We start from the raw sequence: 16,576 nt of genomic DNA on the forward strand, positions 1-16,576 counted from the left end.
GAACCTCCCCCCCCCCCCCCCCCTTTCCCCCCCCCCCCCCTCCCCCCCCCCCCCCACCCCCCCCCCCCCCCCCCCCCCCACAACCCCCCCCCCCCCCCCCCCCCCTGTGCCGGGTCGGTGGGGCTGCCGGGCTCCGAGGTTCGGGGGCCGGGCCCCGGGTCAGCTGTGGTTGCCGAACAGCGAACGGCGAAGCCGTCGCAGCGGTGCGAACAGCGAGACCCTGGCGGTCCGGCTCTGCTTGGTACGCGTGCGGTCACGCGCGGTCAGCTCGCGCATCAGCACCGTCGCGCCCTCCACCTCACGCTGCGGCAGGGCGGGCCCGCCCAGCACGGCGAGATGGCGGTCGAGACGCGCGCTGGTGGCGCCGTTTCCGCAGTTGATGGCAGGCACACGTGGCCTGCCGCGCATTGCTATCTGATCCATTTGAGACTCCCCACCCGTACGAGGCACCCGGCCCAGGCAGAGTAACCCTATCGCCCCATCGCGTCACCCGCGCATCGGGAGCCCGGATTCACCACCCCGTCAAGGGCGTTGACGGCCCTGGCGCGAACCTGCTGTCACGGAGGGCGAGTTGGCGAGGCGAAAGCAGTGACGAACCGGTGGTAATCACACTCCGTTGTGGGGCATTTACTCGGAATTGCTCCCTTGCGGGGGCGGAGCCGCCCCCAAGGGAAAGCAGGCCAGGAAGGGGCGGTCGAGCGGCGGACCGGCCCTGGAGAGGCCGGGGCGCGGTGACGGGACGTGGTATGAGTCACGGACGGTGAGACTCGGGGGGCGACGGGGGCAACAGGGGGCGCCCCTCTTTCCCATGCGCCTCTCTATGCACTTACTACGCGCCCCTCTTCTTCCGCGCCCCTTTCCCTCCCCCTCCTCCCCCGCCTCCCGCACCTCCGGCCCTAGCGGTCCGCCGCCAGGGCCGGAGACTCGGCCTGCGGCTCAGGCCGCCGAGGCGAAGACCGGCAGATAGCCGCCGGACTGTCCCGAGGCGGTGGGGTGGTACGACTCGTCGACGGGGAGCGTCACGCTGTGCAGCCACGCGTTGCCGGAGCAGATCTCATGGCCGGCGAAGGTCGCGGTCACATCGCCGAAGGCGAAGCCGTGGTCGGCGGCGCGCTTGGCCAGGACGGAGTTGATGTGGTCCGCCGCGCCGTTGATGGCGATCCGCTTGTTCTCGCTCAGGCCGCTGCTACAGCCGCCGCCGATCCGGTAGAAGCGTGGATAGCCCAGCACGACGACGTGGGCGGCGGGCGCCTTGGCCTTGATCGCGGAGTAGACCGAGTCGAGCTGCCCGGGGAGGGTGCCCTCGATGTACGTACGGGCCTGGGCGACCCGGTTCAGGCAGGCGCTGTCGGAGCCGAGGACGCACGTCGACATCGTGTCGGCGAATCCGGCGTCGTTGCCGCCGACGCTGATGCTGACGAGCCCGGTCGAGGTGGTGAGCGGGGCGAGCTGACGGCTCAGAACATCACCCGTTCGGGCGCCCGAGCAGGCGGTGAAGGCGAAGCTCGCGGGCGCGTTCGCGGCGGCCCAGAGCGCCGGATAGGACTTGCTGCTGCGCTTGCAGTCGCCGCTGGAGCCGATGTATCCGCCGGCCCCGACCCCGGACGAATAGGAGTCACCGAGGGCCACATAGGCGGGAGTTGAGGATCTCTCCCCCGCCTGCGCGGCCCCGGCCCCGGACAGGGCACAGACGGCGGCGAGGACGAGCGCGGAAAGGGAGCCGGTGAGCGTGGACAGTTTCATGGAACCTCCCATAGCAGGGTTTCGGCCACGTCCGTCGTAGCAGCCACCCCCGTAATAATGGAAGTGTCCATGCCAAAATTGTGGGAACAGCGGTCCTATAAATGACCTTTGTGTGTCAGGTCTATGTCATTCCGCTTCCCGACCCGCCCACCTGGGCCCCGTCGGCCGGGCGAGGGAGTCCGCGTCGGTGTCCGTCCGGATGCCGATGCCGCCCGGCGTCCCTCATATGCCCCAACGGGCTTTTGGAGGTCCCTGGTTGACGGTGCGACACTGTGGTGAAGTGTTCACTTGACGGACAACCTCCAGTTCCACCGCGGTGCGATAACCGGAGGCCGTTTGCACGGCCTTCACATCTTGACGCGCCTCTGCCGATTGCGCGACATTGAAGCCCGGCATCCGGCGCTTCGGGGGGCAAAGTCGCCAATGCAGAACGTCACTGATCTCACGGATCCCACAGAACTCAGCCAAGTCGGCGACCCCGCCGGAAGGAGAACTCGGACGGCCGAGTCCCTTCCCCTGGTCGTCGGCGCCGCCGTCGCCATCGCGGGGGTCGGGGCCGCGCTGGCGCTCGCCGACATCGGCTCGCCACTGCGTGCGCCGCTCACTCTCTTCTTTCTCGTCATGGCACCGGCGGGCGCCGTGGCGGCGGCGCTGCGCGGCCTCGATCCGCTCAGCCGCTCGGTCGTCGCGGCGGGCGGGGCGGTCGCCATCGATCTGCTGGTCGCGCAGTCCATGCTCGCGCTGCACGCCTGGAGCGTGCGGGGCGGGGTGACCGCGGTCGCGATCGTCAGCCTGCTGCTGTTCCTGCCGGCGCTCGTGTGCCGGCGCCGGGACGACGCTCGTCGAAGCCGGGCCGCCTGAGGTGGACATCAGGGTGTACCGACCCGGTGACCTCACGGCGGCGGACCGGGCGGCGTGGTCCGCCATGCAGCGACGCGCCGCCCTCGACGGGTCGCCCCAGCTCGCGAACCCCTTTCTCGCACCGGAGTTCACGCTCGCGGTCGGCAGGTCCCGGCACGGCGCGCGGATCGCGGTCGTGCGGGAGGACGGCGAGCCGGTGGCCTTCTTCCCGTACCAGCGCAGCCCGTTGGGGGTGGGCCGGGCGATCGGCCTCGGTGTCTCCGATGCCCAGGGCCTGGTCCACCGGCCCGGATTCCAGTGGGACGCACGGGAGTTGCTGCACGCCTGCGGGCTGTCCGTCTGGGAGTTCGACCACTTGGTGGAGGGACAGAAGCCGTTCGAGGTGGCGGCCTCCGGGGCATTCGCCTCGCCGGTCATCGATGTGGACCAGGGCTTCGAGCGGTATCTGACGGCGCTGCGCAAACAGCGGCCGAAGTTCGTCCGCACCACGCGCGCCAAGGAGCGCAGGCTCGCCCGGAACGTCGGCGAGGTGCGGTACGTGCACGACGAACGCGATCCGGCCGTCCTGCGGACGCTGATCGGATGGAAGTCGGCGCAGTATCGAAGAACCGGGCGCAGCGACCGGTTCGCGCGCCCCTGGATCTGCCGGCTGGTCGATCAGCTCTTCCACACCCGCACCGAGTCGTTCGCGGGTCTGCTCTCGGTGCTCTACGCGGGCGGGCGGCCGGTCGCGGCGCACTTCGGGCCGCGCTCGCGGACGGTGCTGTCCTGCTGGTTCCCCGCGTACGACCCGGAGTTCGGGAGGTACTCCCCCGGGCTACTGCTGCATCTGCGGATGGCGGAGGGGGCCGCCGCGGAGGGTTTGGGCTATGTGGACCTGGGGCGGGGCGAGAAGGAGTACAAGGACCTGCTCAAGACGCGTGAACTCGTCGTGTGCGAGGGGTGGGTGATGCGTCGTCACCCGGTGGCCTTCGGTCACCGCGCACGCCGGGCGCCCCTGCGGGCGCTCCGCAACACCGTGGTGTCCCGGCCGGGCCTCTTCGAGCCGGCGGACCGGCTTCTCAAGCGCATGGGGAGCCTGCGCGAAGGTAGTTGAGGCGCACGATATTCGAATGCGCCGTCGACACAGATCACCAATACCCGACACCTCGAACGCGGCGGGAAAACACCAAAGGAGGAGTCACCGCAGGAGCTCTTGCCATACAGTCTCAAGCATCAATACCGTCGTACATCCACCCGCAACGGTCCATCACGCAAAGCGGCACTAGGGGAGGGCTCGAGCGTCGCGATGGTGCCCGGAGCGGGGCGCGGTAGGGGGTAGCCGCGCTCGGCCTTCACAGCATGCCGAGTCGCGTGCCGCGCGGCCGGTAACACTTGCCAACTCACCCTGTCCGAACGGCGATCCGAGCCGTCCGGGCCAAGGTGCGTACCCCCTTTTCGACCCGGAAAACCACCGGACCGCTCTGGGCGGGCGGTCCACCGGACGAGAGGGAGACAGTACATGAGTTCTTTTCTGCGCCCGGCGGCCGATCAAGATCCATTGATAAGCGGCCGCTACCGCCCGGTCACCTCACATTTCGCGATCGCACCGCCGGTCAGCGTCGTCATCCCGGCGATGAACGAGGCGGAGAACCTCCCGTACGTGTTCAAGACGTTGCCCGAGTGGATTCACGAAGTGGTCCTCGTCGACGGCAATTCGACCGACGACACCGTGCAGGTCGCCCGTGAGCTGTGGCCGGACGTCAAGGTCGTGGAACAGCTCGGCAAGGGCAAGGGAGATGCCCTGATCACGGGCTTCGCGGCGTGCACGGGCGAGATCATCGTCATGGTCGACGCGGACGGCTCCGCGGACGGCAACGAGATCGTCAGCTATGTCTCCGCGCTCGTCGGTGGCGCGGACTTCGCCAAGGGCTCTCGGTTCGCCAACGGGGGCGGCACTGACGACATGACTCCGATCCGGAAGCTCGGCAACCGGGTCCTGACCTCCATCGTCAATCACAAGTTCGGGGCACGCTATACCGATCTGTGCTACGGCTACAACGCGTTCTGGAAGCGCTGCCTGGACGAACTCGCCCTGGACTGCGCGGGGTTCGAGGTGGAGACGTTGATGAACATCAGAGTGGCCAAAGCGGGGCTGCGGGTACAGGAGATTCCCAGCCATGAGTTCGTCCGCATCCACGGCACCAGCAATCTACGGGCCGTGCGCGACGGACTACGGGTGCTGCATGTGATTCTGCGTGAACATGGTGCAAAGCGACTCCGAGGCCGCCCGCCGCGGCTCGCGATCGCGCCGGCCGCGAGCCGGGGGGAGGTGTCTTGAAACCTCCACCGGCCGGGCCGGGTGGGGCGCCTGACGTCTCGGTGGTCATCTGTGTCTACACCGAGGACCGGTGGGACGACATCCTCGCGGCGGTGTCCTCGGTGCGCGAACAGTCCTGGCCCGCGCTGGAGACGCTGATCGTCGTGGACCACAATCCCGCCCTCCTGCGGCGGCTGGCCAAAACCTTCGGCGACGACGGCGCCGGGGGCACACCGGACCGGGTGCGGGTGCTCGCGAACGCGGGCCCCCGTGGTCTGTCGGCGGGCCGCAACACCGGGACCGCGGCGTCGACCGGCGAGGTGATCGCCTTCCTCGACGACGACGCGGTGGCCGAGCGGGACTGGCTGCGGTATTTCGCCGAGGCCTACGCCGACCCGCGCGTGATGGCGGTGGGCGGCCGCACCCTCCCCGTGTGGGAGTCCCGGCGCAGACCCGTGTGGTTCCCGGCCGAGTTCGACTGGGTCGTGGGCTGTACGTACCGGGGATTGCCGCCCGGCCGGACCGAGGTCCGCAACGTCCTCGGCGGCAACGCCTCCTTCCGCAGGTCGGCGCTGACCGCCGTGGGCGGCTTCGCCAACGGCATCGGCCGCGACGGCCACCGGCTGCCGCTGGGCTGCGAGGAGACGGAGCTGTGCATCCGGCTCACCCGGGCCGTACCGGAAGCGGTGCTGTTGATCGACGACCGCTCGGTGATCCATCACCGGGTGCCCGCCGCCCGTGAGCGGTTCGCCTACTTCCGCACCCGCGCGTACGCCGAGGGCCTGTCCAAGGCGCTCGTGGCGCGGAGCGTGGGCGCCCGGGCGGGACTTGCGACGGAGCGCCGGTACACCACGCGCGTGCTGCCCGCGGGCATCGCGCGCGGCGTCCGCGACGCGCTGCTCGGCCGGCCCGGGGGCGCGGGGCGGGCGGGCGCGATCGTGGCCGGCGTGGCGGCGGCGGCCGGGGGCTACGCGGTCGGCAGCGTACGGGCGCGCCGTGGCGGCGAGCGGTTCGCGCCGGCGACCGTACCGGGCGTCGGGATCAGCCCCGAGCCGGTCGGCGGCCCGGGGCTGTCCACCGCCCCGGAAGGCACGGCCGCCGCCGGTCCCGTGACGGAACCGGCCAAGGAACCGGCCGAGCCAGCGGCCGAGCAAGCGGCCAAGGAGGGGACCGAGGCATGAACGGTGGTCCGGTCCCCATACTGATGTATCACGCGGTGGCGCACACGCCCTCGCGCGCGGCGCACACGCTGTCGGTGTCCCCGGCCGCGTTCGGCGAGCAGCTGCGGCTGCTCGCCGAGCGGGGTTTCTCCCCACTGACCGCGGAGCAGCTGGCAGCTGCCTGGCGCGGCGGCCTCGCGCTGCCGCCGCGTCCCGTCCTGATCACCTTCGACGACGGCTATGAGGGCGTGCACCGCTATGCCCTTCCCGTCCTCACCGAGCACGGCTTCACAGCCACGCTGTTCGCCTCCACGGGGTGGGTGCGCGGGGAGCACGAGACCGGTGGGGCACTGGATCTCATGCTCACCTGGGACCAGGTCCGTGAGCTGGCCGGTGCCGGACTGGAGATCGGCGGCCACAGCCACACCCACCCGCAGCTCGACCAACTCGCCGACGCCGGGCTGCGGTTCGAGGTGGAACGCTGCCGGGAGGTACTGACTCTGGAGCTCGACCGTCCGCCGGTGTCCTTCGCCTACCCTTACGGCTATTCGAGCCGTCGGGTGCGGAGCGCCGTGCGGACGGCCGGGTTCGGCGTCTCACTGGCCGTGGGCAACGCCCTGGCCGCGCGGCGGCAGGGGCCGTACGCACTGGAGCGCGTCACCGTGGGCCGCTCAACGACGATCGACGAGTTCGAACAACTCGTCGAGGGCCGGGGCGTCGGCCGTCACTTCGCCGGGGACCGCGCGTTGACCAAGGGTTACGCCATGGTTCGCAGAACTCGACAGATCATGAGGAAGATAAGCGAAGTCCGTGTCTGACACGTCCACCCGGGCCGAGGAACGGGAGGCGCAGAGTCCGGTGAGCCGCAGACTGCGGCTCCCGGGGCGCGGCGGCAGCAGTCCACTGTTCCGCAACGCCTTCGCCCTGATGCTCAATACGGGCATCAGTGCCGTCCTCGGCGTGGGCTACTGGCTGATCGCCGCCCGGTACTACACCCCGAACGCGGTCGGCCAGGGATCCGCGGCCATCGCCGCGATGAAGCTGCTCGCGGGGCTCACCGCGATCACCCTGACCGGGGCGCTGGCCCGCTTCATCCCCGTGGCCGGGCGATCGACGGGCCGGCTCGTCCTCCGTACGTACGCGGGGAGTTCGGCCGTCGTCGCCGTCGCGGCCTGCGTCTTCCTGTCCACACTGGACCTCTGGGGCCCCTCCTACCGCTCCCTGCGCGGAGTGCTGCCCGGTCTCGGGTTCGTCGTCGCCGTCGTCGCCTGGTCCCTCCTCACCCTCCAGGACGGGGTGCTGACCGGGCTGCGCAGCGCGTTCTGGGTGCCGGTGGGCAATACGGCGTTCTCCGCGGCGAAGCTGGCGCTGCTGGTGGCGCTGGCGGCGGTGCTGCCGACGTCCGGGGTGTTCACGTCCTGGGTCGTCTCCATCGGTGTGTCGGTGCTGCCGCTGGGCTGGCTGGTCTTCCGTCGGCTGGTGCCGCGGCACGCCCTGGCGACCGCGAAGACGGCCCGGCCCCCCACCTACCGGGAGATGGGCCGCTTCCTGGCGGGCGACTACACCGGGTCGCTGTTCTCGCTGGCCGTGGTCTATCTGGTGCCGGTGATCGTCGCCTCGCAGGTCAGCTCCACCGACAACGCGTACTTCTACATCGCCACCACCATCGGTGGCACGGTGAATCTGCTCGCCATCAACATGGGCGCCTCCCTGACCGTCGAGGGCTCGCACGACCCGGACCGGCTCGCGGAGAACTGCCGGGAGGCGCTGCGCCGGATGGCCAAGATCATGGTCCCGGTCTGTGTGCTGCTGCTCCTCCTCGCCCCGTATGTGCTGCGGGTCTTCGGGCAGGACTACGCGGACGCGGCCACGCCGCTGCTGCGGTGGTTCGCCGTGGGGGCCGCGCTGCGGGTGGTGATGGAGGTGTACTTCGCGGTGCTGCGGGCCCAGAGCCGGACGGCCGGGCTCGCCTATCTCCAGGGGCTGCTGTGTGTCCTGGTGCTGGGGCTGACGCTGCTGCTGCTCCCCCGGCTGGGGCTGGCGGGCGCGGGCATCGCGGAGGTCGTCAGTCTCGCGGTGATCGCCTCGATCTCGGCGGTGCGGCTCCGCAGGATCCTCAAGGAGGCGTCGGCGGCCCCGCCGCCCCGCTCCCCCGGCGCCGCGCCCGACGGCGACCTCGCGGATCTGGCGGTCCACGGCGACCGGCGGGGTGCCCGCGAGGGTTTTAGGCACGGCCGCGGGGCGGCGGCCGGCGCGGAGCGCGACAGCGGCGGTTTCGGCACCCGGTGGGCGCTGCGCGCCGCGCTGGACGCGGACACCGTGCCGCTGGGCGTGCGGCTGGACTTCGACCACCTGGAGAGGCGCCCCGATCTCCGGCACACCCCCGAGGCGGTACCCATGTCCTCCGCAGTCCCCGCCGAGCCGGAAGTGCCCGCCGAGCCGGACGAGCCGCGCACGGCCTCCGCTCCGGCGCCGGCTTCCGTCGCCGCCGCGGCGTCGAGCGGCACGTCCGCCGCGTTTGCCGCGGGCCCTTCGGCAGGGCCGGCCGGCGCTTCCTCGGCCTCGACCGCCGCGTCCGTCTCCGCGGCCTCCGACGTGTCCGCGCTGCCCGAGGGCTCGGGGGCGCCGCCCACCGTGGTCACCCGTACGGCGCCGGCGGCGCGCAGGCCGTGGTGGCGGGGGCCGGAGGCCGGGATCTGGTTGCTGTTCGGCGCCGCCCTGGCGATGTACTGGGTGCCGCTGAGGTCCCTCGGGGAGTCCGAGCTGGACGGCATGGGCGGGCTCGGGCTGGTGTCCGTGCTCCCGGTGGGGACGGTGCTGGGGGCCGCGCTGCTGGTGGTGTCGTTCGCGTGGGCGCTGTGGCTGGACCGGCCCCGCCGCGGGCTGCTGACCGCCGTCCTGCTGCTGACGGTGGTGTCCCTGCACGCCGTGCCCGCGCTGCTGGAGGACCAGCCGCGCTTCGCGACGGCCTGGCAGCACCTCGGCTTCCTGGACTACATCGACCGGTCCCAGGTGGCCGCGCCGGACCTCGACGCCCGCTGGAGCTGGCCCGGGTTCTTCGCCCTCGCCGCCCTCACCGCCCGGGCCTGCGGGGTGAGCGACCTCACCGAGGTGCTCCGCTGGTGGCCGCTGGCCGTTCAGCTGCTGTGTCTCGCGCCGCTGGCGCTGCTGCTGAGGGCGGTGCGGGCGAGCTGGCGGGCGAAGTGGACGGCGGTGTGGCTGTTCGCCCTGTGCGGCTGGGTCGGACAGGACTACTTCTCGCCCCAGGCGCTGAACTACTTCATCTATCTGCTCTTCATGGCCGTGCTGCTGGTGTGGTTCCGCTGGCCCCGGCAGCTGGGCGGGAAGCTGCTGCCGGGCGAGGCGGAGGTCGCGCCCGCCGGACGCCGCCAGCAAGGGGTGCTGCTGGCGCTGCTCATCGCCCTGTTCGCGGCCTCGGTGGCCAGCCATCAACTGACCCCCTTCGTGATGCTGGGCGTGCTGACCGTGCTGGTGCTCACGCGCCGCTCGACACTGACCGGACTGCCCCTGCTGTGCGGTGTGATGCTGGCGGTGTGGGTGGGGTTCCTCGCGGAGCCGTACTGGTCGGGGCACTTCGACGAGCTGTTCGGCGGCCTGGGCTCGCTGGGCGGCAATGTCTCCTCATCCGTCTCGGGCCGCATCGAGGGCGGCAGCAGCACCCACAAGCTGGTGCTGTACACCCGGGTGGCGCTCGCGGGCGGCGTGCTGGCCTGCGCCGCGTACGGCTGGTGGCGCCGCCGGCGGTCCGGTCGCGCCGATACCGCGCTCCTGGTCCTGACCGCCGTCCCCTTCCTCGCCTTCGGCATGCAGTCGTACGGCGGCGAAGTGGCCCTGCGGGTCTTCCTGTTCGCGCTGCCCGGCGCCTGCGTCCTGGCCGCCCTCGCGGTCTTCCCGCGCACGGGCGCGGCACGCGGCCGTACCGCCGCGGGGCCGCTCGCCGCGCTGCTGGCGGGCCTCGTGCTCATCTTCGGCTTCCTCGTGGCGCGTTGGGGGAACGAGCCCTTCGAGCGGGTACGGCCGGGTGAGGTCGCCGCGATGGAGTACGTGTACGAGCACGACAGGCCGACCGTGCGACTGCTGTGGATGAGCCAGGACCCCGTCAACAGCGTGACGCCCGCCATGCCCTGGGGTGCCCGTGACATGGAGCGGGTGACCTACGAACCGACGCAGGCGCCGCGCGATCCGGCCCTGGTGGAAAGCCTGGTCGTCGCGTTGCGGAAGGCCGGACCCAACTCCTACCTCATGGTCAATCGCGGCCAGTCCGTCACCCTCCAACTGGACGCGGGTTACGCCGTGAACTGGGAGCCGCGGCTGCTGCGCGCCCTCGACCGGCGGCCCGAACTGCGCCGGGTGCTGTCCAACGACGACGCGGTGTTGTACGAACTGTCCCGGCAGTCCCCGGGCGCGGTCCCGGAGCCCCGGCCGGGCCCGGCCGGGCCGCGGGTGACGTGGACCCCGATGTCGGTGATCGGCGGGCTGGCGGCACTGGCGCTGATGGTGCTGCTCACGGCGCGGGAGCTGTCGCGGGTCGCGGCCCGGCCGGGGGTACGGCAACTGCGATGGCTGCAGGGTTCGTACTGGTTCGCGCTGCCGCTGCTGGTACTGCTGCTGGTGTCGTTGGTCGTGCGGCTCACGACGATGTCCTGACGGCCGCCCGGCGCCGGTGAGGTGGGCAGGCGGCCACCGCCCGGCGCCGGACGCCAGGGGCTCAGGCGATCCAGCGGACCTCGTACGGTTTCAGATCGACGCTACGGTCGTCCACGCGGGTGGACACGGCCCGGTTCTGGGTGTTGACGACCAGCAGCGCCCCGTCCGTCGCGAGCACGCGGACACGTGCGCCGTCGTCGGTTTCGACCTCGCGGTAATCCGCACCGGGCGGGAACTCCTTGGCGAACCGGGTCAGCAGCTTCATCATCGGCAGCTCCTTGCCCCCGTCGGTCAGCTCGGTGCTGCGCCACAGACAGCCGGGACAGTCGGCACTCTGCTCCTGCGGGTTCCAGTAGAAGGCCGCGGAGGCGCCCGAGCCGGCCAGCTGCATCATCGCGGCGGCCTGGACGGCAAGGCGGTGCTGTTCGGTCCATCCCCTTCGGTCGTCATTGCCGTCGGCGGGCTCCACGTACCACTCGGCCCACCAGACCGGCAGCCCGGTGGTCTTCCTGAGCCAGGTCGTGACCGCGGCGAACTTGGTCGTGGCATCGAATTCGTCGGGGTAGAACTGATCGCTCTCCCGCGTATAGCTGGAGCCGTCGACCACGACGAAGTCGGCTCCGGCCTTGTGCTTGTTCCAGTAGGTGACGGCGTCGACGGACCGCTGGTCGACGACCCCCCAGGGGCCACGCAGCGATGACGCGTTGGCCTTGGATCCGGGGGCCTCACTGTCCATGACGACGTACGGGCCGCCGACGAGGTTGTTCTTGTTCTGCTTTTTCAGCTCGGCGTGGACAAGGTTGTACAGCTCGGTATAGCCCTCGTAGTCCCAGCGGTTCTTGGATTCGTCGAAGAAACCCTTGAGTTCGTTCCAGACGATGAAATGGCGTACGTCCGGATAGCGCTTGGCCACCACTCCGGCGAGCTTCGCGAAATCCTTGTAGTACTTGCGGTCGGGGGCCGTCTCCAATGATTTCTGGGACCAGTCGGTCCGCTGCCCGCCGCCCTTCATCCAGTCGGGGGCGCAGCACAGCGTGAGCACCGGCGTCCCGGCCGTTCTTCGCATCAGCGCGACACGCCGGTCCAGGTCGGCGAAGTTGTACGCGCCGGGCTTGGGCTCGGGGTTGTCCACCCCCCAGCCCATGATGTGCTGGTTCTGCGACAGCGGGCCGGAGGCGAGGAGCCTGCCGGCGGTCTTGCGGGCATCGGCCTCGCCGCGGTCGGCGCTGTACTGCGTGTGCGTGAACCCCCAGCCGACGGCGGCGTCCCGGCGGGTGTCCACGTCGTCGTCGCGCGGCTGGAGGACGCCGCCGCACATGGCGACCAGCAGGGCGAGCACGAGCAGGGTGAGACCGAGCAGTGCCGTGAATCCCCACCGACCTGCCCGGGACAACCGCCGGCCCTCATGACGTCCCATCACCGGCCAGAGTATCGGCGCGGGAATCGGTGTGCGGCGATTTACCGGGTAACTACGACGGAACCAGGGAAAACCTTGGTGCGCGCGGGCGGTCCGTGCCGGATCATGGGCGGCATGTGTGCCGACCGCCCCGCTGCCAGGAGGCAGGCCCTGCCCGCCGAACCGGACACCACCCCGACGGAGAAGTCCCTGCCCATCCGGCTGAACGTGGATGACAGCGACTCGCCGTCCGACGTCATCGACGCCCTCTTCCTCGGCCGGTTCGCCACCGGCGAGCAGCCGTACGCGCACAGCCACTCCGTGGACCGCGTCAAGACGGGGGTGACGCTGCTGCCACCGTCCGCCCGTGTGGTGCGCGCCGCGCGGGACGACGACCGCAGCGCGACCCTCGCGGAGGGCGACGGCTGGACGCTGCTGATCTCCCGCTGGAGCCGGGGCGCGGACGTGTCGGTGACCGCGGCCACCGACGAGCTGGCCAAGAAGGTGCTGGACCAGGCCGTCTCGGGCGCGGAGGACGAGCCCGAGCCCCAGCCCGAGCACGTCACCATGGGCTTTTGGTACGTCTCCCCGCGGCGCGGCCCGCACCGCACCACCCGGCAGATCTCCGCCGGTACGTGGGAGGAGGTGCGTCCGAACTACACCGCGCCGGTCGCGGACGCCATGGACCGGCTGATGAAGATCACCCCGGATGACATCGCCGGCCGTCTGCTGCTTCTGCACGGTCCGCCGGGCACGGGCAAGACCTCGGCGCTGCGCACGCTGGCCCGCTCGTGGCGGGACTGGTGCCAGGTGGACTGCGTGCTCGACCCGGAGCGGCTGTTCAACGACGTCGGTTATTTGATGGACATCGCGATCGGCGAGGACGACGGCACGGCGAAGGGCCGTTGGCGGCTGTTGCTCCTGGAGGACTGCGACGAGCTGATCCGGGGCGAGGCCAAGCACACCGCCGGGCAGGCGCTGTCACGGCTGCTGAACCTCACGGACGGGCTGCTCGGCCAGGGCCGCAATGTCCTCGTCGGCGTGACCACCAACGAGGACCTGGAGCGGCTGCATCCCGCCGTCGTGCGTCCCGGCCGCTGTCTCGCCCGGATCGAGGTGGGTTCGCTGACCCGTCCGGAGGCGGTGAACTGGCTCGGCCGGGAGGAGGGCGTCGGCCGGGAGGGGGCGACGCTCGCGGAGCTGTTCGCGCTGCGGCGCGGCAGCGGTCCCGCGTCGGTGCCCGCGCAGCACGACGGTGCGGACTCGGGGCTCTACCTGTAGGCCGACGGCGGTGCGGGGCCGACCGCTCCTCCGGGATGACCCCGCACCGGCGCTACCGCTCCTCCCCGCCGTCGTACGCGGCGCGCAGCGCGTCCTCGACGGCGGCGAGCGCGGCCGCCCGGTCCAGGCCCAGCCGGTGGGCGCGCTGGGCGAAGGCCTGGGCGGCCGCGGCCGCCTCCCGGTCGGCGGCGTCGCCGGGGGCGGCGATGAAGGTGCCGTTGCGGCCCCGGGTCTCGATCACCCCGTCCGCTTCGAGCGCGCGGTAGGCCTTGGCCACGGTGTTGGCGGCCAGGCCCAGCTCCTCGGCGAAGCCCCGTACGGTGGGGAGTTTGTAGCCCACGGGGAGCGCGCCGGAGCGGGCCCGGTCGGCGATGCGGGCGCGGATCTGCTCGTAGGGCGGTTCGGTCGCGTCCGGGTCGACGGTCAGTTGCAAGGCCACGGTGGGACTCCTGGCTGGGCGAGGTGGTACCACCCATTGTGCGCCTTGGGAGACCCACCGTGCCCGGTCCTCGGGCAATGCCCTGCCGCGCTACACCTCCAGGGACGCGCCGTGGGTCCGCAGCCAGGAGTTGATGCCGAGGACCAGCTCCGTACCGGTCCGGAAGGACTCGCCCGCGTCGTCGGCGAGCGCCTGTGTGACGGACCCGCTGTCGAGCAGCGGGCGTACGGGCGCGTCGTTGTCGGCCATGACCCGCTTCAGCTCGGTGCGGAGGGCCGCCGCGTAGCGCGGGTCCTGGGTGCTCGGGTAGGGGCTCTTCACCCGGTCGGCGACGATGTCGGGGAGCGTGTCGCGGGTGGCGGCGCGCAGCAGGGACTTCTCCCGGCCGTCGAAGGTCTTCATCGCCCAAGGGGTGTTGAAGACGTATTCGACGAGGCGGTGGTCGCAGAACGGCACCCGGACCTCGAGGCCGACGGCCATGCTGGCGCGGTCCTTGCGGTCGAGGAGGAGGTTCACGAACCGGGTCAGGTGCAGGTACGAGACCTCGCGCATGCGCCGGTCGTGGCCGCTCTCGCCGGCCAGCCGGGGGACCTCGGCGAGGGCTTCGTGGTAGCGCGCGTCCCGGTAGGCGTCCACGTCGAGCTTGCCGAGGAAGCCCGCGTCGAGGAGGGCGACACGGCCGCCGCTGCGCGGGCCGGAGAAGCGGTCGGCGATGCCGGCCGCGATCCACGGGAAGGTGTCGGCCGCCACGATCTCGGGGTCGTGGAACCAGTGGTAGCCGCCGAAGAGCTCGTCGGCCGACTCGCCGGACAGGGCCACGGTGGACTGTTCGCGGATCGCCTTGAACAGCAGGTAGAGCGAGGTGTCGCCGTCGCCGAAGGCCAGTGGCAGATCGCGGGCCGACTGGACGGCCGCGCGGTGGGCCGGGTCCATCAGGGCGGCGGTGTCGAGGACGATGTCGGAATGGTCGGAGCCCACGTGCGCCGCGAGGGCGTGGGCGTACGGGCCGTCGGGGGTGGGCCGCATCTGGTCGGGGGTGAAGTTCTCGGTGTGGCCGGCGAAGTCCACGGAGAACGAGCGCACCGGGCCACGGCCCGCGTCGGCCAGGCCCTTCGCCGCGAGCGCGGTGATGGCGGAGGAGTCGAGCCCGCCGGAGAGCAGCGTGCACAGCGGGACGTCGGCGATGAGCTGGCGGGCGATGATGTCGTCGAGCAGCTCGCGTATGTGGTGGACGGTGGCGCCCAGGTCGTCGGTGTGCTCCCGTGCCTCCAGCGCCCAGTAGCGCCGGACGGTGAGGCCGTCGCGGCGGATGCGCGCGAGGTGGCCGGGGCGCAGTTCGTACATGCCCTTGTAGACGGCGTGGCCGGGGGTCTTGGTGTTCGCCAGCAGCTCGGCGAGGCCCTCGGCGTCCACGGCGGGGCGGACGGCGGGGTGGGCGAGGATGCCCTTGGCCTCCGAGGCGAAGAGCACGCCGTCGGGGGTGGGGTGGTAGTAAAGCGGCTTGACGCCCATGCGGTCGCGGACCAGGAGGAGTTCCTCGCTGCGCGGGTCCCAGATCGCGAAGGCGTACATGCCGTTGAGGCGCTCGGCGAACGCGTCGCCCCATTCGAGATAGGCGTGCAGGACGACTTCGGTGTCGCTGGAGGTGCGGAACGCGTGGCCCAGGGCCTCGAGTTCGGACCGCAGCTCACGGTAGTTGTAGACCTCACCGCTGTAGGTGGTGGCAAGGAGGGTGCGGCCGTCGTGCTCGACGAGCATCGGCTGCTTGCCGCCCTCGATGTCGATGACGGCCAGCCGGCGGTGGCCCAAGGCGGCGTGGGTGTCCAGCCAGACGCCTCCGGCGTCCGGGCCGCGGCAGACCATCGTCTCGGTCATCGCCTCGAGCGTGCTGCGTGTGGTGGGGGTATTGAGGTCCTGGTCGTAGGAGATCCATCCGGTGATCCCGCACATGGTCGCGGTCTCCTTCTCGGTAGGCCGCCCGGGTGGCCCGGGGCGGCTGTGCCCTCGTCGATCACGGTCCGCGACGCTGCGCGAGCGGATCGCGATGATCACCGTACGCCCAATCTAGATGCATGCACCATCTAAGATCGTTTGGAACCCCCCGGAACCGGCCAATCCCGCCGGGCGCGACCTCCGAAGTGCCTTCTACGGAGCGCCGCTTCATGGTCGCCGGACCTGAACCGGCAGCCCCGGAAAGGACTCACGTGCCCGCCGAGCTGCGGTTCAGGGCGACGCGCGCCGAGTTGCGCGGACGACTCCTCGGCGCCACCGGGTCGGTGATTCCTCTCCGGCCACGACGGACTCGGGCGGGCCCGTCGCCACGGCCGCGGGCGTTCCGCGCCCACGACAGTGGCCGCGCACCGCGTCGTGGTGGCGCGACCTGGCCGAAACCGGAGGGGCCCGCCGGTGCTCGTCGGCCGTGAGGGAACCGCTCCGCTCCTGCGCACACCTGCCCGGGCCGGCCGTGACAGCCGTGGCTTGCGGGGCCCATGGCGCTCGAAAACTCGTCCACACCCGGCGGACCTGCGACTTTAGAGGGCCTTCGAAAAGGTGGACCTCCTCCGGCGCCCCCTGGCACGTTGGATCGTGCCGCCGGGCCGGGTCGGGGGGCCGGCCCGCGGCACCGCGACGTGGACCGTCGGGACGAAATGGACCGCGACCGTACGCGGGGCACCGCACCGCCCCACCACCGACCGCCGTTGAGGAACCGCGCACCCTGCACGGAGAGG

At 71.4% G+C, this 16,576-nt stretch carries 12 protein-coding genes; 7 read left to right on the top strand and 5 right to left on the bottom strand.

Annotated features, from left to right (window positions below; genetic code table 11):
• Window positions 1-159 precede the first annotated feature (159 nt).
• Complete coding sequence (locus tag ACZ53N_RS10965; protein WP_130881299.1) at window positions 160-423, bottom strand: hypothetical protein; 264 nt, start codon at window positions 421-423, stop codon at window positions 160-162.
• Window positions 424-936: 513 nt separating this feature from the next.
• Window positions 937-1,743 carry an SGNH/GDSL hydrolase family protein gene (locus ACZ53N_RS10970; RefSeq protein ID WP_469140595.1) on the bottom strand — a complete coding sequence of 269 codons (807 nt, stop codon included), beginning with the start codon at window positions 1,741-1,743 and terminating at the stop codon, window positions 937-939.
• Between the two features lie 423 nt (window positions 1,744-2,166).
• On the opposite strand from ACZ53N_RS10970, the gene ACZ53N_RS10975 reads away from it, so the two are divergent.
• From ACZ53N_RS10975 to ACZ53N_RS11000, 6 genes are all read left to right on the top strand, one after another.
• Window positions 2,167-2,604 (top strand): hypothetical protein, encoded by a 438-nt coding sequence (locus tag ACZ53N_RS10975; protein WP_469140596.1) that lies wholly within the window; start codon window positions 2,167-2,169, stop codon window positions 2,602-2,604.
• Between the two features lies 1 nt (window position 2,605).
• Window positions 2,606-3,700: a GNAT family N-acetyltransferase gene (locus ACZ53N_RS10980; protein WP_469140597.1), complete on the top strand. Its 1,095-nt coding sequence runs from the start codon at window positions 2,606-2,608 to the stop codon at window positions 3,698-3,700.
• A gap of 405 nt (window positions 3,701-4,105) precedes the next feature.
• Complete coding sequence (locus ACZ53N_RS10985; RefSeq protein ID WP_469140598.1) at window positions 4,106-4,924, top strand: glycosyltransferase family 2 protein; 819 nt, start codon at window positions 4,106-4,108, stop codon at window positions 4,922-4,924.
• Entirely contained in the window at window positions 4,921-6,084 is a 1,164-nt protein-coding gene (locus ACZ53N_RS10990; RefSeq protein WP_469140599.1) for a glycosyltransferase family 2 protein, read from the top strand. The genes ACZ53N_RS10985 and ACZ53N_RS10990 overlap by 4 nt, the downstream gene beginning before the upstream one ends.
• Window positions 6,081-6,881, top strand: a complete 801-nt coding sequence (locus ACZ53N_RS10995) for a polysaccharide deacetylase family protein (protein ID WP_469140600.1) — start codon at window positions 6,081-6,083, stop codon at window positions 6,879-6,881. The genes ACZ53N_RS10990 and ACZ53N_RS10995 overlap by 4 nt, the downstream gene beginning before the upstream one ends.
• On the top strand, window positions 6,874-10,731 hold the full coding sequence (locus tag ACZ53N_RS11000; RefSeq protein WP_469140601.1) for a lipopolysaccharide biosynthesis protein: 3,858 nt from the start codon (window positions 6,874-6,876) through the stop codon (window positions 10,729-10,731). The genes ACZ53N_RS10995 and ACZ53N_RS11000 overlap by 8 nt, the downstream gene beginning before the upstream one ends.
• Before the next feature lie 61 nt (window positions 10,732-10,792).
• On the opposite strand, the gene ACZ53N_RS11005 is transcribed toward ACZ53N_RS11000, so the two are convergent.
• Window positions 10,793-12,148 carry a xylan 1,4-beta-xylosidase gene (locus ACZ53N_RS11005; protein WP_469140602.1) on the bottom strand — a complete coding sequence of 452 codons (1,356 nt, stop codon included), beginning with the start codon at window positions 12,146-12,148 and terminating at the stop codon, window positions 10,793-10,795.
• 114 nt (window positions 12,149-12,262) lie between these two features.
• On the opposite strand from ACZ53N_RS11005, the gene ACZ53N_RS11010 reads away from it, so the two are divergent.
• On the top strand, window positions 12,263-13,408 hold the full coding sequence (locus ACZ53N_RS11010) for a DUF5925 domain-containing protein (protein WP_184737972.1): 1,146 nt from the start codon (window positions 12,263-12,265) through the stop codon (window positions 13,406-13,408).
• A gap of 52 nt (window positions 13,409-13,460) precedes the next feature.
• Here the strand turns inward: ACZ53N_RS11010 and ACZ53N_RS11015 are convergent, their stop codons facing one another.
• Together ACZ53N_RS11015 and asnB are read right to left on the bottom strand one after the other, a co-directional pair.
• Window positions 13,461-13,847, bottom strand: a complete 387-nt coding sequence (locus ACZ53N_RS11015; protein ID WP_469140603.1) for a GntR family transcriptional regulator — start codon at window positions 13,845-13,847, stop codon at window positions 13,461-13,463.
• Window positions 13,848-13,937: 90 nt separating this feature from the next.
• On the bottom strand, window positions 13,938-15,797 hold the full coding sequence (asnB, locus tag ACZ53N_RS11020; protein ID WP_469140604.1) for an asparagine synthase (glutamine-hydrolyzing): 1,860 nt from the start codon (window positions 15,795-15,797) through the stop codon (window positions 13,938-13,940).
• Window positions 15,798-16,576: the final 779 nt, after the last annotated feature.

Source organism: Streptomyces sp. NPDC033229 (assembly GCF_055576875.1).